The organism is Ruegeria sp. HKCCD7628 (genome assembly GCF_057221005.1).
Window position 1 is genome coordinate 316,217 of the sequence record NZ_JBWVBA010000001.1, and the last position, 25,999, is coordinate 342,215.

A 25,999-nucleotide genomic window follows, 5' to 3' on the forward strand; every position below is an offset into this window, starting at 1 on the left:
CGGCGATCAGGGCAGCAACACGGGTGTGTGGTCGCCAGAGCTAAAGCGGCGCAGCACGGCTGGATAAAGCTTATGTTCCCACACCAGAACCCGTGCCGCCAAAGTCATAGGTGTGTCGTTTGGCTCAATCTGCAAACGGGCTTGGCCAAGGATCGGACCGTCATCCAATGCCGCCGTTACCTCGTGAACCGAACATCCATGTTCCTCATCGCCTGCCTCGATCGCGCGGGCATGCGTGTTAAGGCCCTTGTATTTCGGCAACAGTGAAGGGTGGATGTTCAGCATCTGCCCCTGAAAGCGCGATACAAAATCACCGGTCAGAACGCGCATGAACCCAGCCAAACAGACGATATCAGGCTGCGCGGCCTCAAGCGGTTTCAGCAGCTCTGCCTCGAACGCAGCGCGGTCGCCTTTGAACGGACGGTGATCGACCGAAGCCGTCGGGATGCCCCGCTCAGCCGCCTTGACCAGCCCCCTGGCCTGCGCATCATTGGACAGCACCAGACAGGGTCGCGCGGGGTGGTCGCCGATCATGGAATCGACCAGCGACACCATGTTGGACCCCCCGCCCGAGATCAGGATGGCAACGCGCTTGTGGCTCACAGCAGTTTGCCAGTGTAGGCCACACCGGCCGCCTCGGTGACTGTGCCGATGCGCGATACGGTTTCCCCGGCTTCGACCAGCAGATCGGCCAGTTCATCGGCGCGGTCTTCGGCGCAGACTACGATCATGCCGACACCGCAGTTGAAGGTTTTCAACATCTCAGTCTCGGCAATCCCACCGGTTTCAGCCATCCAACGGAAGACGGGCGGCAAATCCCAGGCGTTCAGGTCGATCCCGGCACCCAGCCCTTCGGGCAAGACACGCGGCAGGTTTTCTGTCAAACCGCCGCCGGTGATATGGGCCAGCGCGTGAACGCCCCCTGCCCGGATCGCTTGCAGCGCCTGCTTGACATAAAGACGCGTGGGCGTCAGCAGTGCCTCACCCAGCGTACCGTCGCTGAACGGCGACTCGGCGTCCCATCCTAGCCCCGAAATCCCTACCAGTTTGCGAACCAGCGAATAGCCGTTGGAATGCACCCCGTTCGACGCCAGCCCCAGCAGCACGTCGCCCTGCTGCACGCCTGCGGGCAGATGCGCGCCACGCTCCATCGCGCCGACCGAGAACCCGGCCAGATCAAAATCGCCATCGGGGTACATGCCGGGCATTTCCGCCGTCTCACCACCGATCAGGGCACAGCCGGACTGCACACAGCCCTCGGCGATGCCTTCGATGATCCGCGCGGCAGTATCCGTGTCCAGCTTGCCGGTGGCGAAGTAGTCGAGGAAAAACAGAGGCTCGGCGCCCTGACAGATCAGATCGTTGACGCACATGGCCACCAGATCAATGCCAACGCCATCAACCACGCCGGTATCAATAGCGATACGCAGCTTGGTGCCCACACCATCGGTCGCGCCCACCAGAATAGGATCGGTGTAGCCCGCATCCTTGAGGTCGAACAGAGCGCCGAACCCGCCCAGCCCGCTCATCACGCCCGAGCGGTTGGTCCGCTTGGCCGCAGGTTTGATCCGGTCGACCAGCGCGTTGCCTGCATCAATATCAACACCCGCGTCCGCATAGGTGATTCCGTTCTTGCCCGCTGTCATGGCCAACCCCTTATGAATGGTTCCCGCGCGGGTTAGTCGATTGTGGCCGTCGTTGCAACGGTCAGGCTTGACGCGGGCGTTCACCGTGATACTCAAAGCGCTCAGACGGGCCTGTAGCTCAATTGGTTAGAGCAGAGCGCTCATAACGCTTTGGTTGCGGGTTCAAGTCCTGCCGGGCCTACCAAATTTACCGTCCTATGATGATATCCGCGCTGAGCCCGCCCAGGCGTGCACTTTTCCCAAGCCGCAAAACACCCCCGTGTGCGCGGGCAATATCCGCAACAATTGCAAGCCCCAGGCCAACACCGCTGCCTTGATTCTGGTTGCGCGCCGGGTCCAGGCGCGAGAACGGTTTCACGGCCTCGGTGCGCTGTTCTGGCGGAATGCCCGGCCCGTCATCTTCGACCCGGATACGCAGCGTTTTGGGGGTAAGCGATAGGCTGACCTCAGCTCGATTTCCGTATCGAACAGCATTTCCGATCAGATTCTCGACAGCCCGGCGGATCGACGTTGGACGCAACATGGCGGTACCAGAGCCTTCGGTTGCGACAAGTTCAGCGGTATGCCCGGCCCGTTGGGCGTCGTTGACGATCTGTTTCAACAACTCAGACGGATCCACCTGTTCGGGCGCGCCTTCCGCCGCACCGCGTGAAAAGTCGAGAAACGCGTCCAGCAGCAGCTGCATTTCGTCCACGTCTTTTTGCAACGGCGTGGCTTCATCTTCGGGCAACATCGACAGCCCCAGTTTCAGACGGGTCAAGGGAGTGCGCAGATCGTGGCTGACACCTGACAACATCATGGTGCGCTGTTCCATTTGCCGCTCGATTCGGGCGCGCATATCGAGAAAGGCGTTTCCCGCAGCTCTGACCTCAATTGCGCCTCCGGGCGCGTACGGTACTACCCTGCCACGGCCAAACGCCTGCGCTGCATCAGCCAACCGTGTAATCGGACGCAGTTGGTTGCGCATATACAAGAACGATATCGACGTCATGATGACCGCAAAAAACACCATCGTCACGATCAACTGGTGCGGAGCAGCCGGAGACAAGCGTCGCCGATCCATTGTAAGCTGCAACAATCCCAAATCTGTATTCAAATATAGGCGCGCTTCATCCCCGCTGGGCAGCGCAATTGCCACCAGATTGGGTAGAAAGGCATGCAAATCGGAATCGACCTGCGGCGCAATGAAATCGTACCATCGGCGATAACCAACTTCGGGGCGTTCATTGATGCCAAGGAAACGCACCTTCATCTCAAGCGCGCTCAGATCAGGCCGAATCTCGGCCATGGCTTGCTGCTGGGTCTCGGCATCCTGCATCGTCGCAAGCACAAGCATCACCTCTCGGGAAGCCGTGCGGGTCATCTGCTCTGTCACGTCTTCAAGGTGTTTCTGCAAAAAGGCGATGCCAACAACAAGCAACAGCACGATCACTGGCAGAACCAGTATCAGGGCCGCTCGCGCATAAAGACTTCGCGGCATATAGGGTTTGAGCCATGCACTCGACATGCGCTAAACCTAACGGGCTGATCGGACAAGAGAAAGAGCGCAGAATGCAGGCCCCCGATGATTTCAACCCACCGCCCGGCCAAGCGGTCGAATTACAAACCGGGCTTAGGCGCATTCTGGCGCCGAACCCGTCGCCGATGACGTATCGCGGGACGAATACCTATTTGCTGGGCACAAAGGATTGCGCGGTCATCGACCCCGGACCGATGAGCGAGACACATCTGGACGCGATTCTATCCGCCCTTCAAGCGGGTCAACGCATAAGCCATATCATCGTCACGCATACCCATCTGGATCACTCTCCGCTCGCCGCTCTATTGGCGCAGCGCACCGGCGCGCCGATTCTGGCTTTTGGAGGCCCCGAAGCCGGGCGCAGTACAGTGATGGCGGACCTGGCGCAACAGGGCCTGGCCGGAGGCGGCGAAGGAATCGATACCGCCTTTCGTCCGGATATCGAACTCGCCGATGGCGAAACCATCGAAGGTGACGAATGGCAGCTTGAAGTCATTCATACCCCGGGGCACTTGGGCAACCACATCGCTTTGGGCTGGGGTGATACCTGTTTCACCGCCGATCATGTCATGGGATGGGCCAGCTCATTGGTTTCACCCCCGGACGGAGATCTGACGGACTTTATGCAAGCCTGTCACCGTCTGCGCGACCGCACTTGGTCAACCTTTCACGCAGGACACGGTGCTCCTATCACTGATCCAGCTGCCCGGCTGGATTGGCTGATACAGCATCGCCTGACACGCGAGGCACAGATTCTGGGTGCGCTTGCCGATCAACCCGGCACGGCGAGACAATTGGCTGAGCGTATCTACATCGAAACTCCCAAAGCGTTGCTTCCTGCCGCCGAACGCAACGTGTTCGCTCATTTGGTCGATTTAACCGTAAATTCAATGGCTTCACCGAAAGGGAACCTAGCTATAGACGCCGAATTCCATCGAATTGCATGATCAGAAAAATTTTTCGTTATTTCGGGTCGTTCCCCTCTGGACGGCAATTTTCGAGGTTGTTATACGGCCCTCAGTTCCGGCGTAGCTCAGCGGTAGAGCAGTTGACTGTTAATCAATTGGTCGTAGGTTCGATCCCTACCGCCGGAGCCAAATCCCCTTCGAAGGCACACTGATTTGGCATGAAACGATCGTCGTCCTGCGGTCGAATTTTTTTCGTCAAAAAACTTCCCTCTCCCCTCTGGACGGCAGAGATTGTGATTGCTATACGGCGCGAACCGTTCCGGCGTAGCTCAGCGGTAGAGCAGTTGACTGTTAATCAATTGGTCGTAGGTTCGATCCCTACCGCCGGAGCCATTCTCTCTAGTTCTACGGACCTAAGCTGTCAGTGCGTTTTCGAAATCTGCGCGCAGATTGCGTTTAAGCACCTTTCCCGTCGCGTTCAGCGGCAGTGCATCCACAAAGACCACCTTGTCCGGCACCTGCCATTTGGCAATCTTACCGTCAAAAAACGCCAACAGCTCATCTTCACTCGGGTCTTGGCCTTCAGCCTTGACCGCAACAAGTAAAGGGCGTTCATCCCATTTCGGGTGGGGAACGCCAATGACGGCAGCCGTAGCCAGTTTGGGATGAGCCACGGCGATGTTTTCCAGCTCAACCGAACTGATCCACTCGCCACCCGACTTGATGATGTCTTTGGATCGGTCCCGAATGGTCATGTAACCGTCTGGGTCCAGCGTGGCGACATCGCCAGTAGCAAACCAACCATCCTGCAGCAGATCATCATCCTGCATCTGGAAATAGTTATCCAAAACCCAATGGCCGCGCACCATCAGGTCACCTTGCGTTTCTCCATCATTTGGAAGTTCGTTCCCGTCATCGTCCACGATCTTCAGTTCGACCCCATAACACGGGCGTCCTTGGCTTTCGCGCAGCTTGTGTTGTTCTTCGATTGGCAGGTCACCATGCTTTGCCAAGGGGTAATTCGCGGTTCCAAGCGGGCTCATTTCGCTCATGCCCCAAGCATGAACCGTGTCCACGCCATAGGTTTCGCGGAATGTCTCAATCATCGACGGTGGGCACGCGGCGCCGCCGATCACAGTACGTTCAAGGCTGTCTAACTTGCTGCCCGATTTCTGTGCATAGGCCAACAAGCCCTGCCAGATCGTCGGAACCCCCATTGCAAGCGTGACACCATAAGCGTCGATCAGCTTGACTAATGCTTCACCATGCAGATCCGGCCCAGGCAGAACCATGCGAGACCCCGACATGGCGCAAGCATAGGGTGAGCCCCACGCGTTCACATGGAACATCGGCACTACAGGCATGACCACATCCATCGCCGAATACCCGATCACGTCGCGCGTGTTTGAACCAAAGCTATGCAGCACAGTCGAGCGATGGGAATACAGCACCCCTTTGGGGTTTCCGGTCGTGCCAGAGGTGTAACACAGGCTGGATGCGGTGTTTTCGTCAAAACTCGGCCATTCGAAGCCCGCATCGCCTGTCTCGATCAGCTCGTCATAAAACTGAACACCGGGGACTTGGGCAATCACATCCTCGTTTCGCGGTCCCATCAGAACAAAGTGTTCGACCTCGGTCAGATGATCCTTCAACGCCGCGACCAGAGGAATAAAGGTCGCGTCGAAGAACAGCGCACGGTCCTGCGCGTGGTTGATGATGTAAGTCAGCTGTTCAGGGAAAAGGCGGGGGTTGATCGTATGACAGACAAACCCGGCACCAGAGGTTCCATAATAGATTTCAAGATGCCGACGATTGTTCCATGCCAGTGTACCGATCCGCGCTTGAGGCTCTAGCCCCAGTGCCGTCAGCGCCGACGCCAGCTTGCGCGCGTTCTTGGACACTTGTGACCAGTTGCTTTCGGTCACCGACCCGTCTGTCTCGACCGAGATGATCTCGGTTTGGCCGTGGTACCGATCCGCGTGCACAATGAGCGACGAGATCAGCAGCGGCTGCGTCATCATTTGTCCTAGCATGGACATCCTCCCTTTATTGATACCGCTTCTTGTCGGCGGCACCACATATTAGCTCGGCCAGTTGAAAGACCAAGTGATTGGGAAAACCCTGCCAAGCAATCCGTTGCCTTACAACAAGTTTATGCGCCCGCACGGCGGCAAGCAGAGGGTTACTCAGCCCGGTGTCGCAACGCGTATTCGACCAAAGCGGCAGTCGAACCGTCTTTTCCAGCGGTGTCTTCCTCTCCGTCCACGATCGGACCCAGCGAAGTCGCAAGCTCTTTACCCAGTTCGACACCCCATTGATCGAACGAGTTGATACCCAGCAGAACACCTTCGACAAAGACGCGGTGTTCATAAAGCGCAATGATCTGACCCAGTACAAATGGTGTAAGCTGCGGATAGATCAACGTGGTCGACGGACGATTACCGGGAAAGACACGGTGGCGCGCCTGACGTTCTAGCTCGGCCCCGTCCAGCCCCTTGGCGGCCATCCGGTTTCGCGCCTCCTCTAAGGATCGACCTCGCATTAACGCCTCGGATTGCGCCAGACAGTTGGACAGCAACAAGCGATGATGATGGGCCAATTCAGGCTCGTGCCCTTGGGCTGCGACCATGAACTCGCACGGGATCACGTCGGTGCCTTGGTGGATCAGTTGGTAAAAGGCATGCTGACCGTTGGTTCCGGGTTCCCCCCAGACCACAGGCCCCGATGGTACATCCAAGGTTGAACCATCCATCGCGACGGATTTGCCGTTCGACTCCATCTCAAGCTGTTGGAAATAGGCGGGCAGACGCAGAAGACGTTGATCGTAGGGCAAAACCGCTCGGCTGGCGTGCCCCAGAATTTGCCGATGCCAGATGCCCACAAGGGCCAGCATAACAGGCATATTCTCGATCCAATCGGCGGCTCGGAAATGAACGTCCATCGACCGAGCGCCGCGCAGGAATGCATCAAACGCGTTCGATCCCACGGCGATCATCACCGGCAAGCCCACCGGCCCCCAAACCGAGTATCGCCCGCCGACCCAATCGGCAAACCCGAACACGCGCTCTTCGGGAATGCCAAAGGCCCGGGTTTTGTCCATGGCGCTTGAGACGGCAGCGAATTGGCGTGCCGGATCGCCGCCCCCCTCGGACATCCAAGCCCGTGCCGTGCGGGCATTGGTCATGGTTTCGATCGTTGTGAAGGTTTTCGAGGCCACAATCACCAGAGTACGCGTCGGGTCCAGCTGGCGCAGAATATCTGCGATATGCGCCCCATCCACATTGGATACATAGTGTAGCCGAGGGCCGTCGTGATACGGCGACAGCGCGTGCGTCGCCATCACCGGTCCCAAATCGGACCCGCCAATGCCGATATTCACCACATCTGTAAAACTGCCCCCTGCCCCAGCACAGGTTCCCCCACGCACTTCTTCCGCAAAGACCCGCATTCGTTGCAGAGTGTCCAGAACGTCGGGCATGACATCCAGCCCGTCGACCTCGACCGGGCCACCGTCGAGGTTACGCAGCGCTGTATGCAAAACCGCACGGCCTTCGGTTTCGTTGATCTTAGCGCCCGAGAACATGGCATCACGACGATCAGCCAGATTCGATTGGTCGCAAAGACCGATCAGAGCTGTGCGAATATCGGCGTCAATCTGGGTCTTGGAATAGTCGAACAACAAATCACCGGTCGAGGCTGAAAACGCCTGCGCCCGGTCGGGGTGCAGATCGAACAGCTGCAGAATGGTCTTACTGTCGTCCGACAGGCTCTTGAGATCATCCAGTTTCATCGTCTCACTCCGCCCAATGAACTGTCATACCGCTGAGAACAGCACCAATCGGCGCCTCTTCCGGTGGCAAGGCCATCGCCTTGTTCAAAGCGTCATGCTTGGCCGCGCCGAAAATAACCAGATGCTTGGACAGCGCTCCGTCCAGTACGGGTGCCGTCAGCGAAATGCGTGCCTCGGGCTGGGTCTGTGTACGCGCAACGGCCAGCGGCGGTGCGTGACTGTCCAAGGCAGCGGCAAGCCCCTCCATCCCCGGAAACAGCGAGGCAGTGTGCATGTCCTCGCCCATGCCCAGAACCAGGACAGACAAGGGCAGAACCGGGGAGATAAGGCTTTCGATCTCGGGCAGAACTGCGTCCGGGTCTTTACCGTCGACATACAGGGGAACATATTGCGCGACCGAAGCGCGATTTGTCAGCAAGCGTTGACGGATCAGTCGTTCATTCGAACGCTCGCTGTCACCGGGGACGCAGCGTTCATCGGTGGGCAGGATGCGAACGCGGTCCCACTCCAGATCAGCGGCGCACAATCCGTCAAAGATCGGCCCCGGCGTGGTGCCGCCGGGCACCGCGAACGAGACCATGTCATGGTGCAGCAAGGCGGCCTCAAGCTCTCCGGCCAACGCGTTGGCAACGTCGATAGCCAGCATGTCCCGGTCGGGGTATTCCTGAATTTTCATGGGTTTATTCCTTGCCAGCGGCGACCGTCTCGTTTCATCAGCAGCTCGGCGTCGCCCGGACCTGTGCTGCCACTATCATATGGTTTCGGCACATCGCCGCGCGCCTGCCAACCTGCAATAACCGGATCGGTCCACGCCCATGCGGCCTCGACCTCATCGCCGCGCATGAACAGGGTCTGGTTGCCGCGTATGACGTCCATCACCAACCGCTCATACGCGTCGGGTGGGTCCTGATTTTCCGGCCCCAATGCCTCGGCAAAACTCATGTCCAGCGGCACGTCGACCAAACGCATACCGCCCGGCCCCGGCTCTTTGATCGTCACCTTCAAGGTAATGCCTTCGTTTGGTTGCAACCGGATTGACAAGACATTCGCGTGCCGGCCGGCGTCAGCGCCAAAGATCGAGTGCGGCGCGTCCTTGAACATTACGTTGATCACCGAAGACCGCGCGACCAACCGCTTGCCGGTGCGCAAATAGAATGGAGTGCCCGCCCATCGCCAATTGCTGACATGCGCCTTCAGCGCCACATAGCTTTCCGTGGTCGAGCGCGGATTGCCTACGATTTGGCGATACCCGGTATCTTCATCCTCGAACTGGCCGCGAACGATATGGTGCGGCTCGACCGGGTCCAGAGCGCGGATTACCTTGAGTTTTTCGTCCCGCACGGCGTCGGGGTCAAACTTCGCCGGAGGCTCCATCGCGATTAGGCACAACAGCTGCATGAGGTGGTTCTGCATCATGTCACGCATCGCACCCGCGCGCTCGTAATACTCTTCGCGCCCGTCAATCCCGACGGACTCGGCCACCGTTATCTGGATGTGATCGACATATTGACTGTTCCAGAGCGGTTCGAACAGCATGTTTCCAAAGCGCACGGCCATCAGGTTCTGGACCGTCTCTTTTCCAAGGTAGTGATCGATCCGGTAAATCTGTTTTTCCGAGAAATAAGCGGCCAAAGTCGCGTTCAGCGCCTGAGCACTGGCCAGATCATGGCCAAAAGGCTTTTCCACCACGATCCGCGTCAATGGTGAAATCAGGTCATGAGCCTCGATCCTCTCAGCCAAGGGTCCGAACAAGTTTGGCCCTACTGAAAAGTAGAACGCCCGGACCCGATCGGGTTGGAGCTTGTCCGCCAATTGCGCCCACCCATCCTTTGACGAACCGTCAAGCGCGACATAATCGATACGCTGTAAAAATGCCTCCAACGCAGGACCGTTTTTGCACTGCTTTGCAGCGAATTTCAAAAGCGATTCGCGGACGACTTTACGAAACGAAACGCTGTCATAATTGGTCCGCGCAGCCCCGATGAGTTGCGCGCCCTCGGCCCATTGCCCGGCGTAAAACCGGCGAAACAGCGCCGGCAGGATCTTGCGCTGCGCAAGATCACCGGTTCCGCCAAATATGACCAGGTCGAACGGATCAACAGGGATAACACGAGAAACCATGTGTTTTCCTTACCTTGCCCTCTGGGTTATGTCCAATGTTAGCGCAACCATCGGGGCCATTATCCTCATCTTCAAAACTTTGTCAGGTCGTTGATGTCGCACTTAACGAACCCATATCAAACAGCTAATTCAGTGACATGACTTCAAAGAACCGGATACCGGAATGAAAGACAACGCCCCAAGCAGCGCCAATATCGGCAAATTTCAAGACAAGTTGGTAACGGCGGACGGGCAAACCCGTGCGACGGTGGCGTTGAAGAACCCCGAAACGTTGTGGTTCAACACTGGTACCTTGTGCAACATCGAATGCCAGAACTGCTATATCCTCAGCAGCCCGACCAATGACGCGCTGGTCTATATCACTGCTGACGACGTGCGCGACTATCTGGACCAGATCGAGCAGCGAAACTGGCCCATACGCGAGATCGGCTTTACCGGCGGCGAGCCGTTCATGAACCCCGAGATGATCGACATGACCCGCGCCGCTCTTGAACGCGGTTATGAGGTTTTGATTCTGACCAATGCGATGGTGCCAATGATGCGCCGGAAGATGCGCGACGGACTGCTGGCGTTGCAGCAGGATTATGGGGATAAGCTGACCCTTCGGATTTCCGTCGACCACTACAACCCTGCCCTGCATGATGAGGAGCGCGGCAAAGGCAGCTTTGCCAAGACTGTAACCGGAATGGAGTGGTTGCGCGACAACGGGTTTCAGATGGCAGTTGCCGGTCGTACCGTGTGGGGCGACAGTGATGCTGACAGCCGGACCGGATTTGCGTCATTCTTCCAGCAACACGGTTTTGACATTGACGCGCAGAACCCGGCTCAAACCGTTCTGTTCCCCGAAATGGATGAAACCATCGAAGTACCCGAGATCACAACAGCTTGTTGGGGCATTCTGGACAAATCCCCCGAAGCCGTCATGTGTTCAAATGCGCGGATGGTCGTGAAACGCAAAGGCGCGGAAAAGCCCGCGGTTCTGGCCTGCACCTTGTTGGCGTATGAGCCCGAGTTCGAAATGGGGTCCACTCTGGCCGAAGCCGAAGCGGACGTGCATCTGAACCATCCTCATTGCGCCAAGTTTTGCGTGTTGGGTGGTGCGAGCTGTTCAGGCTAGTTCAGTTCAGGAGACTTCCAGTATTTTGTTCCCGAAGCCCCTGCGGACACGCGCCAGCCTTTTTTACTGAGCACAAAGAATGACCGCCCATCGGTAAAACGCAGGGTGTCGCCCTCTTTTTCGTAGCCGTGCATGGCTTCGGCTTCTGCAGTTGCATCGTATCCTTGGTCGATAAACTTGTCCAAATCTGCCTGAGTTTCGAACAGGATCACATATTTCGTTTCAAATCCGCCAATGCCAAGCGCAGCTCCTACACCGCCCGTGCCCATGTTCATGTAGGTGTGCTCGCCCGTTTCTTTCGAAACGGCCACCCCACGCCCGTAACCTGCGGCAACCGGGAATACAGTGATTTTACGGGAATCAAACACAGCATACCCTGCGCTAACGTCATATAGCGCCTGAGCCTGTGGGTTTTCGACCATGAGCTGGTTCAAGATCTGGCTGGCCATAGCGTCTAACTTGGCACGCGTTTCTTCCGGTGTGGCCTCGTTTGACAAAAGTTCAGTGGTCGAATCTACGGTATCACCGACAGCATCGACACCTTTGCCGACAGTTTGCCCGACCTTTTCCGCGCCTTTTTTTAGGTTTCCCATTATGCCGTCCGCCAAAACCGGACTGCCCAACATGGTCGCGACTGCGATCACGAAACTTAACCTGTTCATCTGCTCCTCCTCGAACGGTCACTCTTTAGAACAGATCATAAGCAAACACGCTTCAAAATCTACGATCCATGCCCGACAAGGCAATGTAATCGAAGTCACTGACCTTTTCACTGCTACACGCTATGTTTTCCGCAGGTCGACTTATGAAAGGTAGCCCGGATGAAATGGTTTTGGATCGTTTGGTTTGCGGTCATTGGCATGCCCTTGTTCGCGCAAGAGCGTCTGGCCCTCGTCATCGGAAATGACAGCTACGATACGGTGGTCGATTTGCAAAAGGCCGTGGCCGATGCCGAGGCAGTGTCGGAAAAACTGCAAGGTTTGGGCTTCCAGACAATCACCGGCCTCAACCTTGATCGTCGCGGCATGAATCAGCGCATTTCAGAATTCACATCTCGACTGGATGCGGGCGATACCGCGTTTGTTTTCTTCGCAGGACATGGCGTTGAAATCGACGGAGAGAATTATCTGCTGCCGACCGACATTGTAACCCCCACGTCCGGCGAGACCGGCTTTGTAAAAGCCGAGTCCATAGCCCTGTCGAGCCTGTTGGATCGTGTGCGCGCCACTGGTGCGCGAACTTCTATCGCGATCATCGATGCATGCCGCGACAACCCTTTTGAAACGACGAATGGGCGCAGCATCGGCGGAACACGTGGTCTTGGTCGGATCAACACACCGCAAGGGATGTTTGTGATTTTCTCGGCTGGCGCTGGCCAGATGGCCCTGGACCGGCTGAGCGATGAGGACGCGGCGCAAAACTCGGTGTTCACCCGCGCCCTGCTGCCGCGTCTGTCAGAACCCGGGCTGGAATTGCGCAGTATGGTCGCCGACCTGCGCACCGAAGTGCGCGACCTTTCCCGGACCGTTCAGCATAACCAAGTCCCTGCGTATTATGACGAATTGCTGGGTGATTTCTATTTCACGCCCGCCGCTCTGGAGACAACAGCAGCCGCAGCGGCGCCCGCAACGGATATTCGCGCCGATCTTAGCATTGCGCGGTCCGTCGGCACGATTGCCGCTTTCGACACGTTTCTTGAAAACTACTCGGATCAATCTGATGACTATTCCTATCAAGTTGCACTGCAACTCCGAGAGGTTTTGGTCAGCTCAGATACCTTAACGCAGACCGATGACACTGTTCCCTTCGACAATGAGCTGCCAGTTGTTTCCGATGACATTAAGGTCATGCGCGAAACACAAGCTGCATTGAACAGGCTTGGATGTAGCGCCGGTGGAGCGGACGGAATCGCCGGCCCCAGGACCCGACGCGCTTTTGCCAACTATCTGTCCGCCAGTGGCTCGGAGCTGGGCGCTGATGATCTGGGCACGAAACACGCGCTCGAGGAGCTTGACGCAAAAAGCGGAACGGTTTGCAAAGCCGTGGCCTCTGCCCGAACACCGACAGCACCGGCTGTGACCCTGACCGGAAGCTGGAAATACAAAGCGACCTGCGCCTTGGTCATCAAGGTTACGGGATCAATCAATTATGCCAACGCGGGCGGGAATAAGTTTACCGGAAGCCTCACTGATTCATTGGGACAGAACGCCAACACTGTGGTCTTTCTGAACGATCAGCAACTCAGCGGTACAGATTACTTCCCGGGCATAACGGTGACTTGGCGTGGACGCCTGTCCGAAGATGGCAACAGCTTTACAGGCAGCGGTTCAACCGGCTGCTCAGTCTATGCATGGCGGGTCGGCTGATCCGCTAGTTTACTCGAAACTCACCCACCATGTTGCGCCATTCGCCCGGCGCGATCATCTTGCGATGCGTATAGCGCACGGAATGCAGCGGGCCGTCGATCTCACGCTGCCAGAATTCGATGAAATCGAACAGTTTCGGATGGTCCGGGGCAAGATCGTAATCCTGCCAGATGAACGTGTTCAGGACGTGGATATAGTCGGGCATGTGATAGAAGAATTCCGCCGTTGTCAGCCCGTACCCTTTCAGCATCAATTCGGTTTCGCTTTGCGTCATTCAGACCTCCAAGTTTATTGCAAGGTCTCTTTAGGGTAGCACGGAAACCACCTAATACTTGGATAACAATATGTTACCCAACTGTTACCCTGGCTTTTTCGGCGGAAATGATCAGCTTGCTTGCACCTTATGTGCCGGGTCTGATAGAGTGCATCCACAAGATATAGACCCAAGCTAAAGATCGGGCAGTTTACGTGAGCGATACGCCAGAAACCCCAGAAAACATGGATGAAACCCCGCCCGAGCGCCCCGTTTATGACGGTCCGACGGTGTCTATCGAATCCGAGATGCGCACGTCCTATCTGGATTATGCCATGTCGGTCATCGTCAGCCGCGCGATCCCTGATCTGCGCGACGGGCTGAAACCGGTGCACCGGCGGATTCTGTATGCGATGCACGAAACCGGCAACACGCATGACAAGGCCTATCGCAAATCGGCCCGTCCGGTCGGCGATGTGATGGGTAAATACCACCCGCACGGTGACAGCGCGATTTATGACGCGCTGGTGCGGATGGCGCAGGATTTCTCGATGTCGCTGCCACTGCTTGACGGTCAGGGCAACTTTGGCTCGATGGACGGCGATAACCCGGCGGCCATGCGATATACCGAAGTGCGGATGGACAAGCCCGCCGCCTCTCTGCTGGCCGATATCGAAAAAGAGACGGTCGATTTTCAGGACAACTACGACGGTAAGGATAAAGAGCCGACCGTCCTGCCCGCCCGGTTCCCGAACATGCTGGTCAATGGTGCCGGCGGTATCGCCGTGGGTATGGCGACGAATATCCCTCCGCACAATCTAGGTGAGGTGGTCGACGCCACGCTGGCGCTGATCGACGATCCGGACCTGACGTCGGAGCAACTGATCGAATACGTCCCCGGCCCTGATTTCCCGACCGGCGGTGTCATGCTGGGTCGGTCCGGTGCGCGCAAAGCTTATCTGGAAGGACGCGGCAGCGTCATCATCCGCGCCAAGACCCGCGTGGAAGAGTTACGCAAGGACCGCTACGCCATCGTCGTGGATGAGATTCCCTATCAGGTGAACAAGGCCTCGATGATCGAAAAGATCGCCGAGGCGGTGCGTGAAAAACGCATTGAAGGCGTGGCCCATGTGCAGGACGAATCCGACCGCAACGGCGTGCGCGTCGTGGTGGAACTCAAGCGCGACGCGACGCCCGAGGTGGTGCTGAACCAGCTTTATCGTTTCTCGCCGATGCAGACATCGTTCGGCTGTAACATGCTGGCCCTGAACGGTGGGCGGCCCGAGCAACTGACCCTGCGCCGGTTCCTGACGTCATTCATCGACTTCCGCGAAGACGTCGTCGCCCGCCGTACCGCCTATGACCTGCGCAAAGCGCGCGAACGCAGCCATATCCTGTGTGGCCTGGCTGTGGCCGTTTCGAACGTAGACGAAGTGGTTGCCACCATCCGTTCGTCGGCTGACGCGGCTGAGGCGCGCGAGAAACTGATGACGCGCCGCTGGCCTGCGGCCGAGATCGAGGGCTACCTGCGTCTGATCGACGATCCTCTGTCCAAGATGAACGACGACGGCACCTATAACCTGACCGAGGTTCAGGCCCGCGCCATTCTGGAACTGCGCCTGCAGCGACTGACCCAACTGGGCGTCAAAGAGGTCACGGACGAGCTGGAGCAACTGGCGGCCAAGATCAAGGAATACCTCGATATCCTGTCCTCACGCGAACGGATCATGTCGATCATCGGCGATGAGCTGCGCGAAGTCCGTGAGCAGTTTGCCGTCCCCCGTCGCACCGAGATTGTCGATTGGTCGGGCGACATGGAAGACGAGGACCTGATCGAGCGGGAAGACATGGTCGTAACCGTCACCTCGGGCGGTTATATCAAGCGCACGCCGCTTGCCGATTTCCGGGCGCAAAAGCGTGGCGGCAAGGGCTTGTCGGGAATGCAGACCAAGGAAGAGGACGTAGTCACCACCCTCTTCGTGGCCAACACCCATACGCAGCTGCTGTTCTTCACCACGGACGGCATGGTCTACAAGCTCAAAACCTGGCGCCTGCCGCAATCCGGGCGCACCGGCAAAGGCAAGGCGATCGTCAATATCCTGCCGATCCCGACCGGTGTCTCCATCGCAGCCATCATGCCAGTGGATGTGCCGGATGAGGAATGGGAAAACCTGCAGATCATGTTCGCCACCAGCGCGGGCACCGTGCGGCGCAACCGCCTGTCGGATTTCACCAACGTCAAGCGCAATGGCAAAATCGCCATGAAGTTCGAGGACGAGCACGCCGACACCAAGCTGATCAACGCGCGCATCTGTTCCGAAGATGACGACGTGATGCTGGTTACCAAATCCGGCCGCGCGATCCGCTTCCCGTCCACGGATGTGCGGGTGTTCAACAGCCGATCCTCGGTTGGTGTGCGGGGCGTGCGCCTGAACGGCGAGGATGAGGTTGTTTCGATGTCGATCATCCGTCACTTCGACGCGAGCTCGGACGAGCGCGCGGCTTACCTCAAGATGCGCCGCCTGATGGCCGGTGTCACCGATGAGGCCGAGGGCGATGACGAGGAAGGCAACGCAGATAGTGTTCTGCCGCAGGAACGCTACGCCGAGATGTCGGCAGCCGAAAACTTGATCCTGACGATCACCAAGGGCGGTGCAGGCAAGCTGAGTTCCAGCCACGATTACCCCGTGCGCGGGCGTGGCGGCATGGGCGTTGCGGCGATGGACAAAGCCATGCGCGGCGGAGAGCTTGTGGCCTCGTTCCCGGTCGAGATCGACGATCAGATCATGCTGGCCACCTCCAAGGGGCAGTCGATCAGGGTTCCGGTCGACGGCATTTCTTTCCGGTCGCGCAGCGCGGGCGGCGTGCGGGTGTTCAACACCGGGAAAGGCGAAGAGGTCGTTAGCGTCGCATGGATCGCCGATCAGGGTGACGAAGAAGCCGAGGAATAGGCAAAACTGCTAACAACAAATCCGGCCCCGCACCTTTTGCTGCGGGGCTTTTTTCTGAATGAGAAACTTGGTGTTGTGGCTGAATGTGCTGAGGAATTACCTCAACTTGGAAACGCTTGGGGGCGGCCTGCGCGATCATGTTCTGGGCAATTTACAGCGTCTTTCCAATCCGTTCGGCCGTGAAACTAAGCCTTGCCACGCAACAGGTCTGCCAGAACCCAAAGCCGATCCTGGCCCCATACGCTTTGACCCGCGAGGTGAAAACTAGGAACCCCCCAAAGACCTATTTGCTGCAGTCTGGCCTGGTTGGCTTCAACCCTGTCGCGCCAGTGTGAGGATTCAATCTGCCCCCTCGCCGCGTTCCAATCCAGGCCGGCAGCCGTGACAATATAGGCCAGCCCAGCATCGGTGCTGGCATCCATCCCCTTGGACCAGACCGCCGTCATGAAGGACGAGCAATATTCGGCCAGCCGCCCGTGGGCCTCGGCATGGTCCAACAAAGCGTATCCACGTTCGACCCCCGCACCCAACGGGTCGCTGATGCGTCCAAACGGGATGCCCAGCCGTCGCGCCTCGCGGGCGCAATCCTTGAGAATGTATGACGATTTGGCACTCGGAACCGGAAGCCCCCGCATCAGCATCGGCAACACGGGTCGAAGGATCAGTTTCGCATTCGATCGGGCCGTCAAATCCCGGACGCGATCAAATGCGAGGTAGGGATAAGGGCTGCGGAAAGAAAAGAAGAACTCCAGTTCCTGTCCCGCAGCATCGAGCTTGGGTTCGCTGATCTCGGGCACGATAAACGGGTTTGCTTGCCCCAGCCCAAGCGTCTCAAGCCGAGTTTCCAAATAGGAGAGCCGGTCTGGCCCCCAATAGCATTCACCACCATAGGAAACCGTACCACCCAGGTAATGCCCCGCGGCCTGCAACGCCCGATCGCCATCTGCACGCGCGTGTATCGGATCGGCCTGCGGCCCATCGGGTATGTCCTTGGCTGACCAAAGCATTTGGCTAATCTGCGAAGCCGCTTTGACAAAATCCGCCCCGTTCAGCTCGGCTGCAAGCCGCCGCTCGGCCAGATCAAATACGGGACCTTCCGGCGAAATATTTCCCGGCGCATTCAAACCCAATCGTTTTGCCCATCTAACAGAATCCAGCAGAACGTTGTGCCGATATTGTTCTGGCGCAGGCAGGATATCTGATGTCGGGCGAGACATGAGATGCGGTTCGATCCGCACGTCATATTTGTCGCGAAGTTGGCCAAGAAGTTGCACACTCAGGTGACAATAAGGATCGCTCACGTCGTGGAAGTATTGAACGACATGAGGTGTGCCGCTTAGCCGTCGACGTGTTTCCCGCACCGTTCGGCGTGCGCTTTGCAATCCCTCGCTTGTCAGGACGACGGCAGCGTGCGATTTGACCTTATTTCTGAACGACATGCGCTCCTCCCAGAACATATCCGGGATAGTTTATCGGTTGAGGCGGTAATTCCCATGCCTCAACACAAGAACGTGAGGATTACAGCGCGTAAAGCTGGCCGAATTTGGCTTCGAGATAGTCCAGCAAAGGACCGGCCTCGGGCTCGATCCCGCTGGCGCGTTGTATGGTTTCGCGTGGGGCATACAGCCCACCGTGGCGTTGCAGGTTCTCGCGCAGCCAACCGGTCGCGGCGGACGCGTCGCCCTGCGCCAATTGCGCGTCCAGATCGGGCAGCGACGCGCGCAGAGCCTCATACAGACACCCGGCATAGACATTGCCCAGCGAATAGGTCGGGAAATAGCCAAACAGCCCCACCGACCAATGCACATCCTGCAAACACCCGTTCGAAGGCTTGTCGACCGCATAGCCAAAATCGGCCTTGAAACGGTCATTCCACGCGGCTTCCAGATCGCTGACCTGCAGGTCTCCGGCCATCAAGGCGCGTTCCAGATCAAAGCGCAGCATGATATGCAGGTTATATTGCACCTCATCGGCTTCGGTCCGGATATAGCCGTTATGGACACCATTGACGGTTGCATAGAATGCGTCGGCGTCGCTGATCCCGAAATCGCCAAACGCCGCTGTCATCTGATCGAACAGCCAGCCTGTAAAGGCGCGGGATCGGCCCAGCTGGTTTTCATAAATCCGGCTTTGGCTTTCATGCACACCCATCGACACCCCACTGCCCAGCGGGGTCAGCGCATAAGCTTGATCGATGCCTTGCTCATAAGCGGCATGGCCGACCTCATGAATAGTCGAGTAGAAGCAGTTGAACGGGTCGGTTTCGCTGGTGCGGGTGGTGATGCGCACATCCAGACCACTGCCCGAGCTGAACGGATGCACCGCCTTGTCCACGCGGCCCGTGTTCAGATCATAGCCGAAGGTGGTCGCCAGTTTCTGCGACAGGCGCATCTGGATCAGTTCGTCAAAAGTGCCGGTCAGGGTTTGCGGCGCGGGGCGATCCAGAACAGCGGCGCGCAGGGCCACCAGACGCGGGCGCATCTGGTCGAATATCTCGGCAATTTGAGTGCCCGTGGTGTAGGGCTCATAATCTTCGACCATGGCGTCATAAACATCACCGCCTTGGGCCAGCGCCGCACCCTCTTCGCGTTTCAGGGCAACGACCTCTTGCAGCACGGGAAGGAAGGTCGCCACGTCCTCGTCCGCACGGGCCTGCGCCCATGTGCCTTGCGCCGCGGATGTGACACGCGCAATCGCCTTGGCCAAGTCAGCGGGAACTTTGACCGTGCGCTCATAGGACCGCTGGATTTCTCGGATCTGCGCCTTGCCAGCTTCATCCTGCGGGTCGGCCTGATCAAGCCACTCGGCCACGCGCGGGTCAGAGCGTCGAGCGTGTAGGACAGCTTCGATCGCAGCCATTTCTTCGGCCCGTTGCGGTGCAGCTCCGCGCGGCATCACCGTTTCCTGATCCCAGCCCAGCCGCCCGGCAATCTGCCCCAGCGCCGAGGTTTCCCGTTGAAAGGCCATCAGGTCGTCAAAGGCGGTCATGTCACGCTCCGCGGATCGAGGTTGCGATTGGGTAAGCGGTCAGGAAACGTGCACGCAGGATCAGGGTCCAGACAACAACGGCCATGAACTGATGGACAATCGCGATCTGCCACGGCGCGGCATAGACCACGGTCACAATCCCGATCGCCACTTGCAGCGCCAGCGCTGCAAAAGCCGCGTTGAAGGCAAACCGTGTTTGCGGATGCGCGCTGGTGCCTCCGCGCCGCCAGACGATGACGCCGAAGATCAGCAGCAGATAGCCCGCGCAACGGTGAATGAACTGCACCAGACCGGGACTTTCGAAGAAGTTGCGCCACATCGGCTCTAGCATCGTGGCGTCGGGCGGCAAAAGCTGCCCGCCGATCAGAGGCCAGTCGGTATAAGAGCGCCCCGCGTCGATCCCGGCGACCAGTGCGCCAATCAGAATTTGCAGGAATGCGAAATGCATTAAACCGGTCGAGAGCGAAAACAGCTTTGCCTCTTTCGCGCGGCGCGCTTGCATCAGGTCACGCTCCTCGCGACCCAGCTCAAAGATGTACCACGCCAGGAACCCAAGGATCACAAAGGCCAGCCCCAAATGGGTGGCCAGGCGATAGCTGGCAACGGCGGTCATACCCTCGCCCTGCGTCACGCCCGAAGCGACCATCCACCAGCCAACGGCCCCCTGCACACCGCCCAGAACACCGGGGATCAACAGCTTGCCGGTCCAACCCGTTGGAATTTTTCGCGCGACGAGGAAACCAAAGAACCCGATGGCCCAGACCAGACCAATCACGCGCCCCAATTGGCGGTGGCCCCATTCCCACCAGTAGATGAATTTGAAATCGTCCAACTCCATCCACTGGTTCTGGATGCGCCACTGGTCGATTTCCTTGTACTTGTCGAACTCGGATTGCCAGTCGGTCTCGGACATCGGCGGGATGGCCCCGGTGATCGGTCGCCACTCAGTAATCGACAACCCGCTATCGGTCAGGCGCGTCAGGCCACCCACAGCGATCATCACCACGACCAGCGCAAACAGCACCATCAGCCACGCCCGGATCGCCTTACGCGCGCCACCTCGGCCACGGTCAATCATACCGGGCTGAACCGCTTCTTGTTTCTGGTCGCCCGAGACCTCTTCGAAGATGCTGCGCTTGCCGCTCATGCTGTCCTCATGTCCTTGTTTCGTCGCACGCTAGGGTGAAGCGGAAGATAGGTCCAGCCTTAGCCCTTGTCCTTCCAGCGGACCATCTGCCGCATGATCCCGTGCAGCATCTGCACATCGGCCCGCGTCATCCGCATACGCGACCACAGGTTGCGCAGGTTGGTCTTCATCCCTTCGGCCTTTTCGGGCGGGTAGAAAAACCCCGCCTCTTCCAGCCGGTCTTCGTAATGTTCGACCAGTTTTTCAACCTCAATACCTGTCGCCCAATCGCCCTTGCCCAAATCAGTGGCCTCATGCACCACATCGGCGCTTTGGCGCATCCACTCATAGGCAGTCAGCAGCACACATTGCCCGAGGTTGAGCGAGGCATATTCGGGGTTCACCGGGACCGAGATGATGGCGTTGGCCTTGGCGATATCCTCATTCTCAAGCCCCGCGCGTTCGGGGCCAAACAGCACGGCAACCTTTTCGCCCGCCGCAACCTTTTCGGCGGCGATTTGCATGGCGCGTTCGGGGCTGTAGACCGGCTTGGTCAACCCGCGCTGACGTGCGGTAGTGGCGAAGACAAAGGTGCTGTCAGCCAAAGACCCGGCCAGATCATCAAACAGCTGCGCCTCATCCAGCAACCGCCCCGCCCCGCTGGACATGGCTACGGCCTTGGGGTTCGGCCAACCGTCACGTGGCGCAACAATCCGCATCCGGTCCAGCCCGAAATTCCACATCGCCCGCGCGGCAGCACCGATGTTTTCGCCCATCTGAGGGCGCACGAGCACAAAGGAAGGCTGGGATTTGTCGCTGGGCATGGCTGTCTCCGAAAGTTCCGCCTGCTGTAATCGGCACATTGGCGCAGGGCAAGCCGTCCGGGCGGCCAATTGCGCCAATATCCGGCTAAAAAGTTTGCTTCCCCGGCCCAATCCGCTAAACCGCGCCAAAGACTGAAAGCGAAGGACGCGCCAATGGACACCCCCGAGCAGCCGCAGATTTACCTGATCACCCCGCCCACGATCACCCTAAGCACCTTCCCCGAGCAGCTGGGCCGCGTGCTGGACAGCACCGAGATCGCCTGCATCCGCCTCGCCTTGGCGGGCAACGACGAAGACACTATCGCCCGCGCCGCCGATGCCTGCCGCGAGGTCGCCCATGCGCGGGATGTGGCGCTCGTGATCTCGAACCATGTCCTGCTGGCGCAGCGGCTGGGGCTGGACGGGGTGCATCTGGATGACGGTGCGCGCTCGGTCCGGGCAGCACGCAAAGAACTGGGCGCGGATGCCATCGTCGGCAGCTTTTGCGCTGCCTCCAGCCATGATGGTATGACCGCGGGCGAGAACGGCGCGGACTACGTGGCCTTTGGCCCGGTTGGCGCGTCTGCCTTGGGCGATGGCACAATCGCAGAAAAAGACCTGTTCCAGTGGTGGTCCGAGATGATCGAAGTGCCGGTTGTGGCCGAAGGCGGCCTGACCCCCGAGCTGGTCCGCGCGCTGTCGCCGCACACTGATTTCTTCGGCATCGGCGATGAGATCTGGTCGCAGGACGATCCGGTTGCCGCGCTGAAAGCTCTGACCGACGCGATGTGAGCGTTAACCCTTGCACCTGCCGTGACGCTGCGGCATGACACGGGCATGACTCAGACTAGCGAAATACTGTGTATCGGCTCGGTCCTGTGGGACGTGATCGGGCGGTCTGCCAGCGCCATGCGGCAGGGGTCAGACGTGCCGGGACGGATCACCCGCCTGCCCGGCGGCGTGGCCATGAATATCGCCATGACGCTGGTGCGGTTCGGTATGACGCCTACACTGCTGACCGCAATTGGCCGCGACCCTGAAGGCGACGAACTGGTCAATGCCTGCGCACGGCTGGGCATGGTCACGGATCACATCTACCGCTCGCAGGATTTGCCGACCGACCGCTATATGGCGGTCGAAGGCGCCAACGGGCTGATCGCCGCCATTGCGGATGCCCATTCGCTAGAGGCCGCAGGGGCCAAAATCCTACGCCCGCTGATGCACGGACCGTTGGGCTACGAGAACACACCGTTCGAAGGCCCCATCGCATTGGATGGTAACCTGACGCTATCTTTGCTGGAAGAAATCGCCCAAAGCCCGGCCTTCGCAAAAGCCGATCTGCGCGTGGCCCCTGCGTCACCCGGTAAGGCCGAGCGCCTGTTGCCCTTCCTCAAACACGCCCGCGCGACGCTCTACGTGAACCTCGAAGAGGCAGGGCTCCTGTGTCAGCGTGAGTTCACCGATTCCGAATCCGCCGCCAAAGGTCTGCTGGATCGCGGCGCGCTGCGGGTGCTGGTCACGGATGGCGGCAACTCGGCCACCGTGGGCACCGCAGACGAGATTCTGACCCAAACACCCCCGTCTGTTCTGGTGACACGCGTGACCGGTGCGGGCGACACTTTCATGGCGGCGCATATCGCGTCCGAGGCCGCCGGGGCCACCCCCGACGCTGCCCTGACCCGCGCCTTGCACGCCGCCGCCACTTACGTTTCCGGAGAAACCCCACTGTGATCGACATCCACTACTCGGCCGAGGTCCGCGCCGCCAAAGACGCAGGCCAGCCCATCGTTGCGCTGGAAAGCACCATCATAACCCACGGGATGCCCTACCCTCAGAACATCGAGGTCGCGGCACAGGTGGAACAGGATATCCGCGACGCAGGTGCGGTTCCGGCAACGATTGCAGTCATCGACGGCGTGCTGAACGTCGGGCTGGAAGCGGATCAGCTCAAAGCGCTTGGTCAGGCGCAAGGTGTCGCCAAAATCTCGCGCGCGGACATGGCGGCCTGCATCTCGACCGGCGGGACCGGAGCCACCACCGTCGCCGCCACAATGATCGCTGCGCATTACGCTGGAATACAGGTCTTTGCCACCGGCGGGATCGGCGGCGTGCATCAAGGGGCCGAAACCTCATTCGATATTTCAGCGGACCTGCATGAGTTGGCTCAAACCCCTGTGACTGTTGTGGCCGCCGGTGCAAAAGCCATACTCGATCTGGCCAAAACGCTTGAGGTTCTTGAAACGCTGGGCGTTCCGGTCATCTCGCATGGACAGGACGAATTCCCTGCCTTCTGGTCCGCCAAATCCCCGTATGCGGCACCATTGCGCATGGACACAGCCGAAGCTATCGCCAAGGCCCACGCCACCCGTCGCGCCCTCGGGCTTCCCGGTGGGCAACTTGTGGCCAACCCGATCCCCGACGCAGATCAAATCCCGGCCGAGGAATTGACCCCAATCATCGCCTCGGCCCAAGCAGACGCCGACGCGCATCGGATCACAGGCAAAGGCGTCACCCCTTACTTGTTGCAGCGCATCTACGAACAGACCGAGGGGCGTTCGCTGACCGCAAACATCGCATTGGTCAGAAATAACGCAAAATTGGCCGCTGGAATCGCACGCGCCCTGTCCGAGTGAGCAAGGCTATTGTACCAAGGCCCCGGACTGCTTAACTAAATCGGCAAATCACTCAGGACCGCAATGAACACGCCCTTTGACGAAGAACCTCACCGCCGACCGGGCCTGTTTTCCCGGCTGCGCGCGTCATTCTTGACGGGCATCGTTGTCATTGCGCCGGTTTGGCTGACCATCTGGCTGATCTGGTCCGTCGTGGGCTGGATCGACAGCGCGGTCCTGCCGCTGATCCCGCAGAAATTCCAGCCATCCGAATATGTGGGGGTCAACCTGCGCGGCGTGGGCGTGGTGATCTTCCTGATCTTCACTGTGCTGGTCGGCTGGATCGCCAAAGGCATTCTGGGCCGCTCGCTGATCCATTTTGCCGAAAGCCTTGTGAACCGGATGCCTGTGGTGCGGTCGGTCTATTCAGGGATCAAGCAGATTTCGGAGACGGTCTTTGCCCAGACTGAACGCTCGTTCGAGAAAGCCTGCCTGATCCAATATCCCCGCCGGGGCATCTGGGCGATTGGCTTCGTCTCGACCACGGCCCGGGGCGAGGTCAACGACCGGGCCGAGACCGGCGGCAACTTGCTGAGTATTTTTGTCCCAACCACGCCTAACCCGACCTCGGGCTTTTTGCTGTTCTTCCCCGAAGAGGATGTGATCCTGTTGGACATGTCAATCGAGGACGCTGCCAAACTGGTGATTTCGGCCGGGCTGGTTTATCCGAATGATAAAGACCCGACCCAGCCGCCAGAGTGATCAGCTAAACATTTCGGGCAGGTTTACAGTACTTTTCTGACCCAGATCACCCTTGTGATCGGCCAGAAAACGATCAGCTGCCCTGCGCCCGGCCTCTTTCAATTTGTGCAGGATCACCGGGTTCGGCACCGTCTTGGTCGCCACCGACAGATCGTTCATCAAGTCGTCATCGGCAATCATATGGACCAGAACGCGGCTCATCTCACCCGCTTGCAGCTTGCCCTCGGCCAGCAGGCGCTGCACGAAACTGATCGCGCGCAGCTCTCGGAACAGAGATGAGTTGAAGCTGATCTCATTGACCCGGTTCTGGATTTGCTGTGGGGTCTTCGGTACCTCGTCGCGCTCCAGCGGGTTGATATTCACGATCACTACGTCATCTGGCAGGTCTTTGTTGAACAAAGGATACAGCGCCGGATTGCCGGTGTATCCCCCATCCCAATAGGCTTCGGTCCGGCCCGATTTGGGATCAAAGATTTCAACCGCCTGAAACAGCGTCGGCAAACAGGCCGAGGCCAAAATCGCGTCGGTTGAAATCTCATCCCCCGTAAAAACACGAATCTTGCCGCTGCGTACACAAGTGGCGCAGACATGAAGGCGCGGGCCTTCATCCGCACAGACCTGATCGAAATTGAATCGGTCGACCACAGGCTCCAGCGGATTGCGGTAGAACGGGCCGTAGGCATAGGGCGAAACCAGCCGCGACCACGCATCGCCCACGGAAAAGGGCAGCGAATATTCCATCGCCTGCGCGACCTGAGCGGGTTCAATCGCTTGCATCCAGTTGGCCAACCGCATGTCGCCCACAGCGCCCATCCGCTCCCACAATCCGTTCAGGATGGCACGCGCCCCGTTGCGCCCATCACGCACCATGCCAGACTTGAACGCCGCCCCGTTCAGCGCCCCGGCCGAGGTTCCGGTGATCGCCGCAACCTCGATATCCTCTTCATCCAGAATCCGATCCAATACGCCCCAGGTAAACGCCCCGTGCGCGCCACCGCCTTGCAAAGCCAGATTGATGCGTTTCACCGAAAAACTCC

At 58.8% G+C, this 25,999-nt stretch carries 22 protein-coding genes and 3 tRNA genes; 11 read left to right on the forward strand and 14 right to left on the reverse strand.

From position 1 onward, the window contains the following. Positions 1-6: 6 nt before the first annotated feature. Positions 7-603, reverse strand: a complete 597-nt coding sequence (gene purN / locus AC2TAD_RS01580; protein WP_480865637.1) for a phosphoribosylglycinamide formyltransferase — start codon at positions 601-603, stop codon at positions 7-9. Beyond that, a complete protein-coding gene (gene purM / locus AC2TAD_RS01585; protein ID WP_480865638.1) occupies positions 600-1,646 on the reverse strand; it encodes a phosphoribosylformylglycinamidine cyclo-ligase in 1,047 nt (348 codons plus the stop codon). The genes purN and purM overlap by 4 nt, the downstream gene beginning before the upstream one ends. Positions 1,647-1,753: 107 nt before the next feature. On the opposite strand from purM, the gene AC2TAD_RS01590 reads away from it, so the two are divergent. Next, positions 1,754-1,830: transfer RNA gene (locus AC2TAD_RS01590), tRNA-Ile, on the forward strand. Between the two features lie 3 nt (positions 1,831-1,833). On the opposite strand, the gene AC2TAD_RS01595 is transcribed toward AC2TAD_RS01590, so the two are convergent. After that, positions 1,834-3,153 carry an ATP-binding protein gene (locus AC2TAD_RS01595; protein WP_480865639.1) on the reverse strand — a complete coding sequence of 440 codons (1,320 nt, stop codon included), beginning with the start codon at positions 3,151-3,153 and terminating at the stop codon, positions 1,834-1,836. A 44-nt stretch (positions 3,154-3,197) separates the two neighbouring features. Between AC2TAD_RS01595 and AC2TAD_RS01600 the strand changes: the two genes are divergently transcribed. The 3 genes from AC2TAD_RS01600 to AC2TAD_RS01610 all read left to right on the forward strand — a co-directional run bounded on the left by AC2TAD_RS01600 (position 3,198) and on the right by AC2TAD_RS01610 (position 4,466). Further along, a complete protein-coding gene (locus tag AC2TAD_RS01600) occupies positions 3,198-4,112 on the forward strand; it encodes an MBL fold metallo-hydrolase (RefSeq protein ID WP_480865640.1) in 915 nt (304 codons plus the stop codon). A 75-nt stretch (positions 4,113-4,187) separates the two neighbouring features. After that, a tRNA-Asn gene (locus AC2TAD_RS01605) sits at positions 4,188-4,262 on the forward strand. A 129-nt stretch (positions 4,263-4,391) separates the two neighbouring features. Continuing rightward, a tRNA-Asn gene (locus AC2TAD_RS01610) sits at positions 4,392-4,466 on the forward strand. Between the two features lie 20 nt (positions 4,467-4,486). Here the strand turns inward: AC2TAD_RS01610 and AC2TAD_RS01615 are convergent. The 4 genes from AC2TAD_RS01615 to zwf form a co-directional block, all read right to left on the reverse strand. Continuing rightward, positions 4,487-6,106 carry a long-chain-fatty-acid--CoA ligase gene (locus AC2TAD_RS01615; RefSeq protein ID WP_480865641.1) on the reverse strand — a complete coding sequence of 540 codons (1,620 nt, stop codon included), beginning with the start codon at positions 6,104-6,106 and terminating at the stop codon, positions 4,487-4,489. Between the two features lie 149 nt (positions 6,107-6,255). After that, positions 6,256-7,863 (reverse strand): glucose-6-phosphate isomerase, encoded by a 1,608-nt coding sequence (pgi, locus tag AC2TAD_RS01620; RefSeq protein WP_480865642.1) that lies wholly within the window; start codon positions 7,861-7,863, stop codon positions 6,256-6,258. 4 nt (positions 7,864-7,867) lie between these two features. Then, positions 7,868-8,539, reverse strand: a complete 672-nt coding sequence (gene pgl / locus AC2TAD_RS01625) for a 6-phosphogluconolactonase (RefSeq protein ID WP_480865643.1) — start codon at positions 8,537-8,539, stop codon at positions 7,868-7,870. Then, complete coding sequence (gene zwf, locus AC2TAD_RS01630; protein WP_480865644.1) at positions 8,536-9,984, reverse strand: glucose-6-phosphate dehydrogenase; 1,449 nt, start codon at positions 9,982-9,984, stop codon at positions 8,536-8,538. The genes pgl and zwf overlap by 4 nt, the downstream gene beginning before the upstream one ends. A gap of 163 nt (positions 9,985-10,147) precedes the next feature. Between zwf and AC2TAD_RS01635 the strand changes: the two genes are divergently transcribed. Then, complete coding sequence (locus AC2TAD_RS01635; protein ID WP_480865645.1) at positions 10,148-11,101, forward strand: radical SAM protein; 954 nt, start codon at positions 10,148-10,150, stop codon at positions 11,099-11,101. On the opposite strand, the gene AC2TAD_RS01640 is transcribed toward AC2TAD_RS01635, so the two are convergent. After that, positions 11,098-11,763 (reverse strand): lipid-binding SYLF domain-containing protein, encoded by a 666-nt coding sequence (locus tag AC2TAD_RS01640; RefSeq protein WP_170354312.1) that lies wholly within the window; start codon positions 11,761-11,763, stop codon positions 11,098-11,100. The genes AC2TAD_RS01635 and AC2TAD_RS01640 overlap by 4 nt on opposite strands. 159 nt (positions 11,764-11,922) lie before the next feature. Between AC2TAD_RS01640 and AC2TAD_RS01645 the strand changes: the two genes are divergently transcribed. Beyond that, a complete protein-coding gene (locus AC2TAD_RS01645) occupies positions 11,923-13,467 on the forward strand; it encodes a caspase family protein (protein WP_480865646.1) in 1,545 nt (514 codons plus the stop codon). A 4-nt stretch (positions 13,468-13,471) separates the two neighbouring features. Here the strand turns inward: AC2TAD_RS01645 and AC2TAD_RS01650 are convergent, their stop codons facing one another. Then, positions 13,472-13,741: an usg protein gene (locus tag AC2TAD_RS01650; protein ID WP_170752888.1), complete on the reverse strand. Its 270-nt coding sequence runs from the start codon at positions 13,739-13,741 to the stop codon at positions 13,472-13,474. Between the two features lie 194 nt (positions 13,742-13,935). Between AC2TAD_RS01650 and gyrA the strand changes: the two genes are divergently transcribed. Then, positions 13,936-16,671 (forward strand): DNA gyrase subunit A, encoded by a 2,736-nt coding sequence (gene gyrA / locus AC2TAD_RS01655; RefSeq protein ID WP_170752886.1) that lies wholly within the window; start codon positions 13,936-13,938, stop codon positions 16,669-16,671. A 185-nt stretch (positions 16,672-16,856) separates the two neighbouring features. On the opposite strand, the gene AC2TAD_RS01660 is transcribed toward gyrA, so the two are convergent. From AC2TAD_RS01660 to AC2TAD_RS01675, 4 genes are all read right to left on the reverse strand, one after another. Beyond that, a complete protein-coding gene (locus AC2TAD_RS01660; protein WP_480865647.1) occupies positions 16,857-18,110 on the reverse strand; it encodes a DsbA family protein in 1,254 nt (417 codons plus the stop codon). 79 nt (positions 18,111-18,189) lie between these two features. Then, the gene (locus tag AC2TAD_RS01665) at positions 18,190-19,659 is read right to left on the reverse strand and encodes a carboxypeptidase M32 (protein ID WP_480865648.1); all 1,470 of its coding nucleotides are present in this window, start codon (positions 19,657-19,659) and stop codon (positions 18,190-18,192) included. A gap of 1 nt (position 19,660) precedes the next feature. Next, on the reverse strand, positions 19,661-20,806 hold the full coding sequence (gene ctaA / locus AC2TAD_RS01670) for a heme A synthase (RefSeq protein ID WP_480865649.1): 1,146 nt from the start codon (positions 20,804-20,806) through the stop codon (positions 19,661-19,663). Between the two features lie 59 nt (positions 20,807-20,865). Beyond that, positions 20,866-21,609: an RNA methyltransferase gene (locus tag AC2TAD_RS01675; protein ID WP_170752876.1), complete on the reverse strand. Its 744-nt coding sequence runs from the start codon at positions 21,607-21,609 to the stop codon at positions 20,866-20,868. 153 nt (positions 21,610-21,762) lie between these two features. On the opposite strand from AC2TAD_RS01675, the gene AC2TAD_RS01680 reads away from it, so the two are divergent. The 4 genes from AC2TAD_RS01680 (at position 21,763) to AC2TAD_RS01695 (ending at position 24,962) form a co-directional block, all read left to right on the forward strand. Beyond that, complete coding sequence (locus AC2TAD_RS01680) at positions 21,763-22,380, forward strand: thiamine phosphate synthase (RefSeq protein ID WP_480865650.1); 618 nt, start codon at positions 21,763-21,765, stop codon at positions 22,378-22,380. Positions 22,381-22,425: 45 nt separating this feature from the next. After that, the gene (locus tag AC2TAD_RS01685; protein ID WP_480865651.1) at positions 22,426-23,319 is read left to right on the forward strand and encodes a PfkB family carbohydrate kinase; all 894 of its coding nucleotides are present in this window, start codon (positions 22,426-22,428) and stop codon (positions 23,317-23,319) included. After that, the gene (locus AC2TAD_RS01690) at positions 23,316-24,221 is read left to right on the forward strand and encodes a pseudouridine-5'-phosphate glycosidase (RefSeq protein ID WP_480865652.1); all 906 of its coding nucleotides are present in this window, start codon (positions 23,316-23,318) and stop codon (positions 24,219-24,221) included. Before AC2TAD_RS01685 ends, AC2TAD_RS01690 begins: the two co-directional genes overlap by 4 nt. Positions 24,222-24,284: 63 nt before the next feature. Beyond that, positions 24,285-24,962 carry a DUF502 domain-containing protein gene (locus AC2TAD_RS01695; protein ID WP_170354323.1) on the forward strand — a complete coding sequence of 226 codons (678 nt, stop codon included), beginning with the start codon at positions 24,285-24,287 and terminating at the stop codon, positions 24,960-24,962. Here the strand turns inward: AC2TAD_RS01695 and AC2TAD_RS01700 are convergent, their stop codons facing one another. Continuing rightward, positions 24,963-25,988, reverse strand: a complete 1,026-nt coding sequence (locus AC2TAD_RS01700) for a patatin-like phospholipase family protein (RefSeq protein WP_480865653.1) — start codon at positions 25,986-25,988, stop codon at positions 24,963-24,965. It abuts the gene before it with no gap. Positions 25,989-25,999 lie beyond the last annotated feature (11 nt).

What these genes read in the sequence shown, in the direction of transcription:
- purM (WP_480865638.1), bottom strand. Translation starts at nt 1,646, where the DNA reads ATGACAGCGGGCAAGAACGGAATCACCTATGCGGACGCGGGTGTTGAT.
- AC2TAD_RS01595 (WP_480865639.1), bottom strand. Translation starts at nt 3,153, where the DNA reads ATGTCGAGTGCATGGCTCAAACCCTATATGCCGCGAAGTCTTTATGCG.
- AC2TAD_RS01600 (WP_480865640.1), top strand. Translation starts at nt 3,198, where the DNA reads ATGCAGGCCCCCGATGATTTCAACCCACCGCCCGGCCAAGCGGTCGAA.
- AC2TAD_RS01615 (WP_480865641.1), bottom strand. Translation starts at nt 6,106, where the DNA reads ATGCTAGGACAAATGATGACGCAGCCGCTGCTGATCTCGTCGCTCATT.
- pgi (WP_480865642.1), bottom strand. Translation starts at nt 7,863, where the DNA reads ATGAAACTGGATGATCTCAAGAGCCTGTCGGACGACAGTAAGACCATT.
- pgl (WP_480865643.1), bottom strand. Translation starts at nt 8,539, where the DNA reads ATGAAAATTCAGGAATACCCCGACCGGGACATGCTGGCTATCGACGTT.
- zwf (WP_480865644.1), bottom strand. Translation starts at nt 9,984, where the DNA reads ATGGTTTCTCGTGTTATCCCTGTTGATCCGTTCGACCTGGTCATATTT.
- AC2TAD_RS01635 (WP_480865645.1), top strand. Translation starts at nt 10,148, where the DNA reads ATGAAAGACAACGCCCCAAGCAGCGCCAATATCGGCAAATTTCAAGAC.
- AC2TAD_RS01640 (WP_170354312.1), bottom strand. Translation starts at nt 11,763, where the DNA reads ATGAACAGGTTAAGTTTCGTGATCGCAGTCGCGACCATGTTGGGCAGT.
- AC2TAD_RS01645 (WP_480865646.1), top strand. Translation starts at nt 11,923, where the DNA reads ATGAAATGGTTTTGGATCGTTTGGTTTGCGGTCATTGGCATGCCCTTG.
- AC2TAD_RS01650 (WP_170752888.1), bottom strand. Translation starts at nt 13,741, where the DNA reads ATGACGCAAAGCGAAACCGAATTGATGCTGAAAGGGTACGGGCTGACA.
- AC2TAD_RS01660 (WP_480865647.1), bottom strand. Translation starts at nt 18,110, where the DNA reads ATGTCGTTCAGAAATAAGGTCAAATCGCACGCTGCCGTCGTCCTGACA.
- AC2TAD_RS01665 (WP_480865648.1), bottom strand. Translation starts at nt 19,659, where the DNA reads ATGACCGCCTTTGACGACCTGATGGCCTTTCAACGGGAAACCTCGGCG.
- ctaA (WP_480865649.1), bottom strand. Translation starts at nt 20,806, where the DNA reads ATGAGCGGCAAGCGCAGCATCTTCGAAGAGGTCTCGGGCGACCAGAAA.
- AC2TAD_RS01675 (WP_170752876.1), bottom strand. Translation starts at nt 21,609, where the DNA reads ATGCCCAGCGACAAATCCCAGCCTTCCTTTGTGCTCGTGCGCCCTCAG.
- AC2TAD_RS01680 (WP_480865650.1), top strand. Translation starts at nt 21,763, where the DNA reads ATGGACACCCCCGAGCAGCCGCAGATTTACCTGATCACCCCGCCCACG.
- AC2TAD_RS01685 (WP_480865651.1), top strand. Translation starts at nt 22,426, where the DNA reads ATGACTCAGACTAGCGAAATACTGTGTATCGGCTCGGTCCTGTGGGAC.
- AC2TAD_RS01695 (WP_170354323.1), top strand. Translation starts at nt 24,285, where the DNA reads ATGAACACGCCCTTTGACGAAGAACCTCACCGCCGACCGGGCCTGTTT.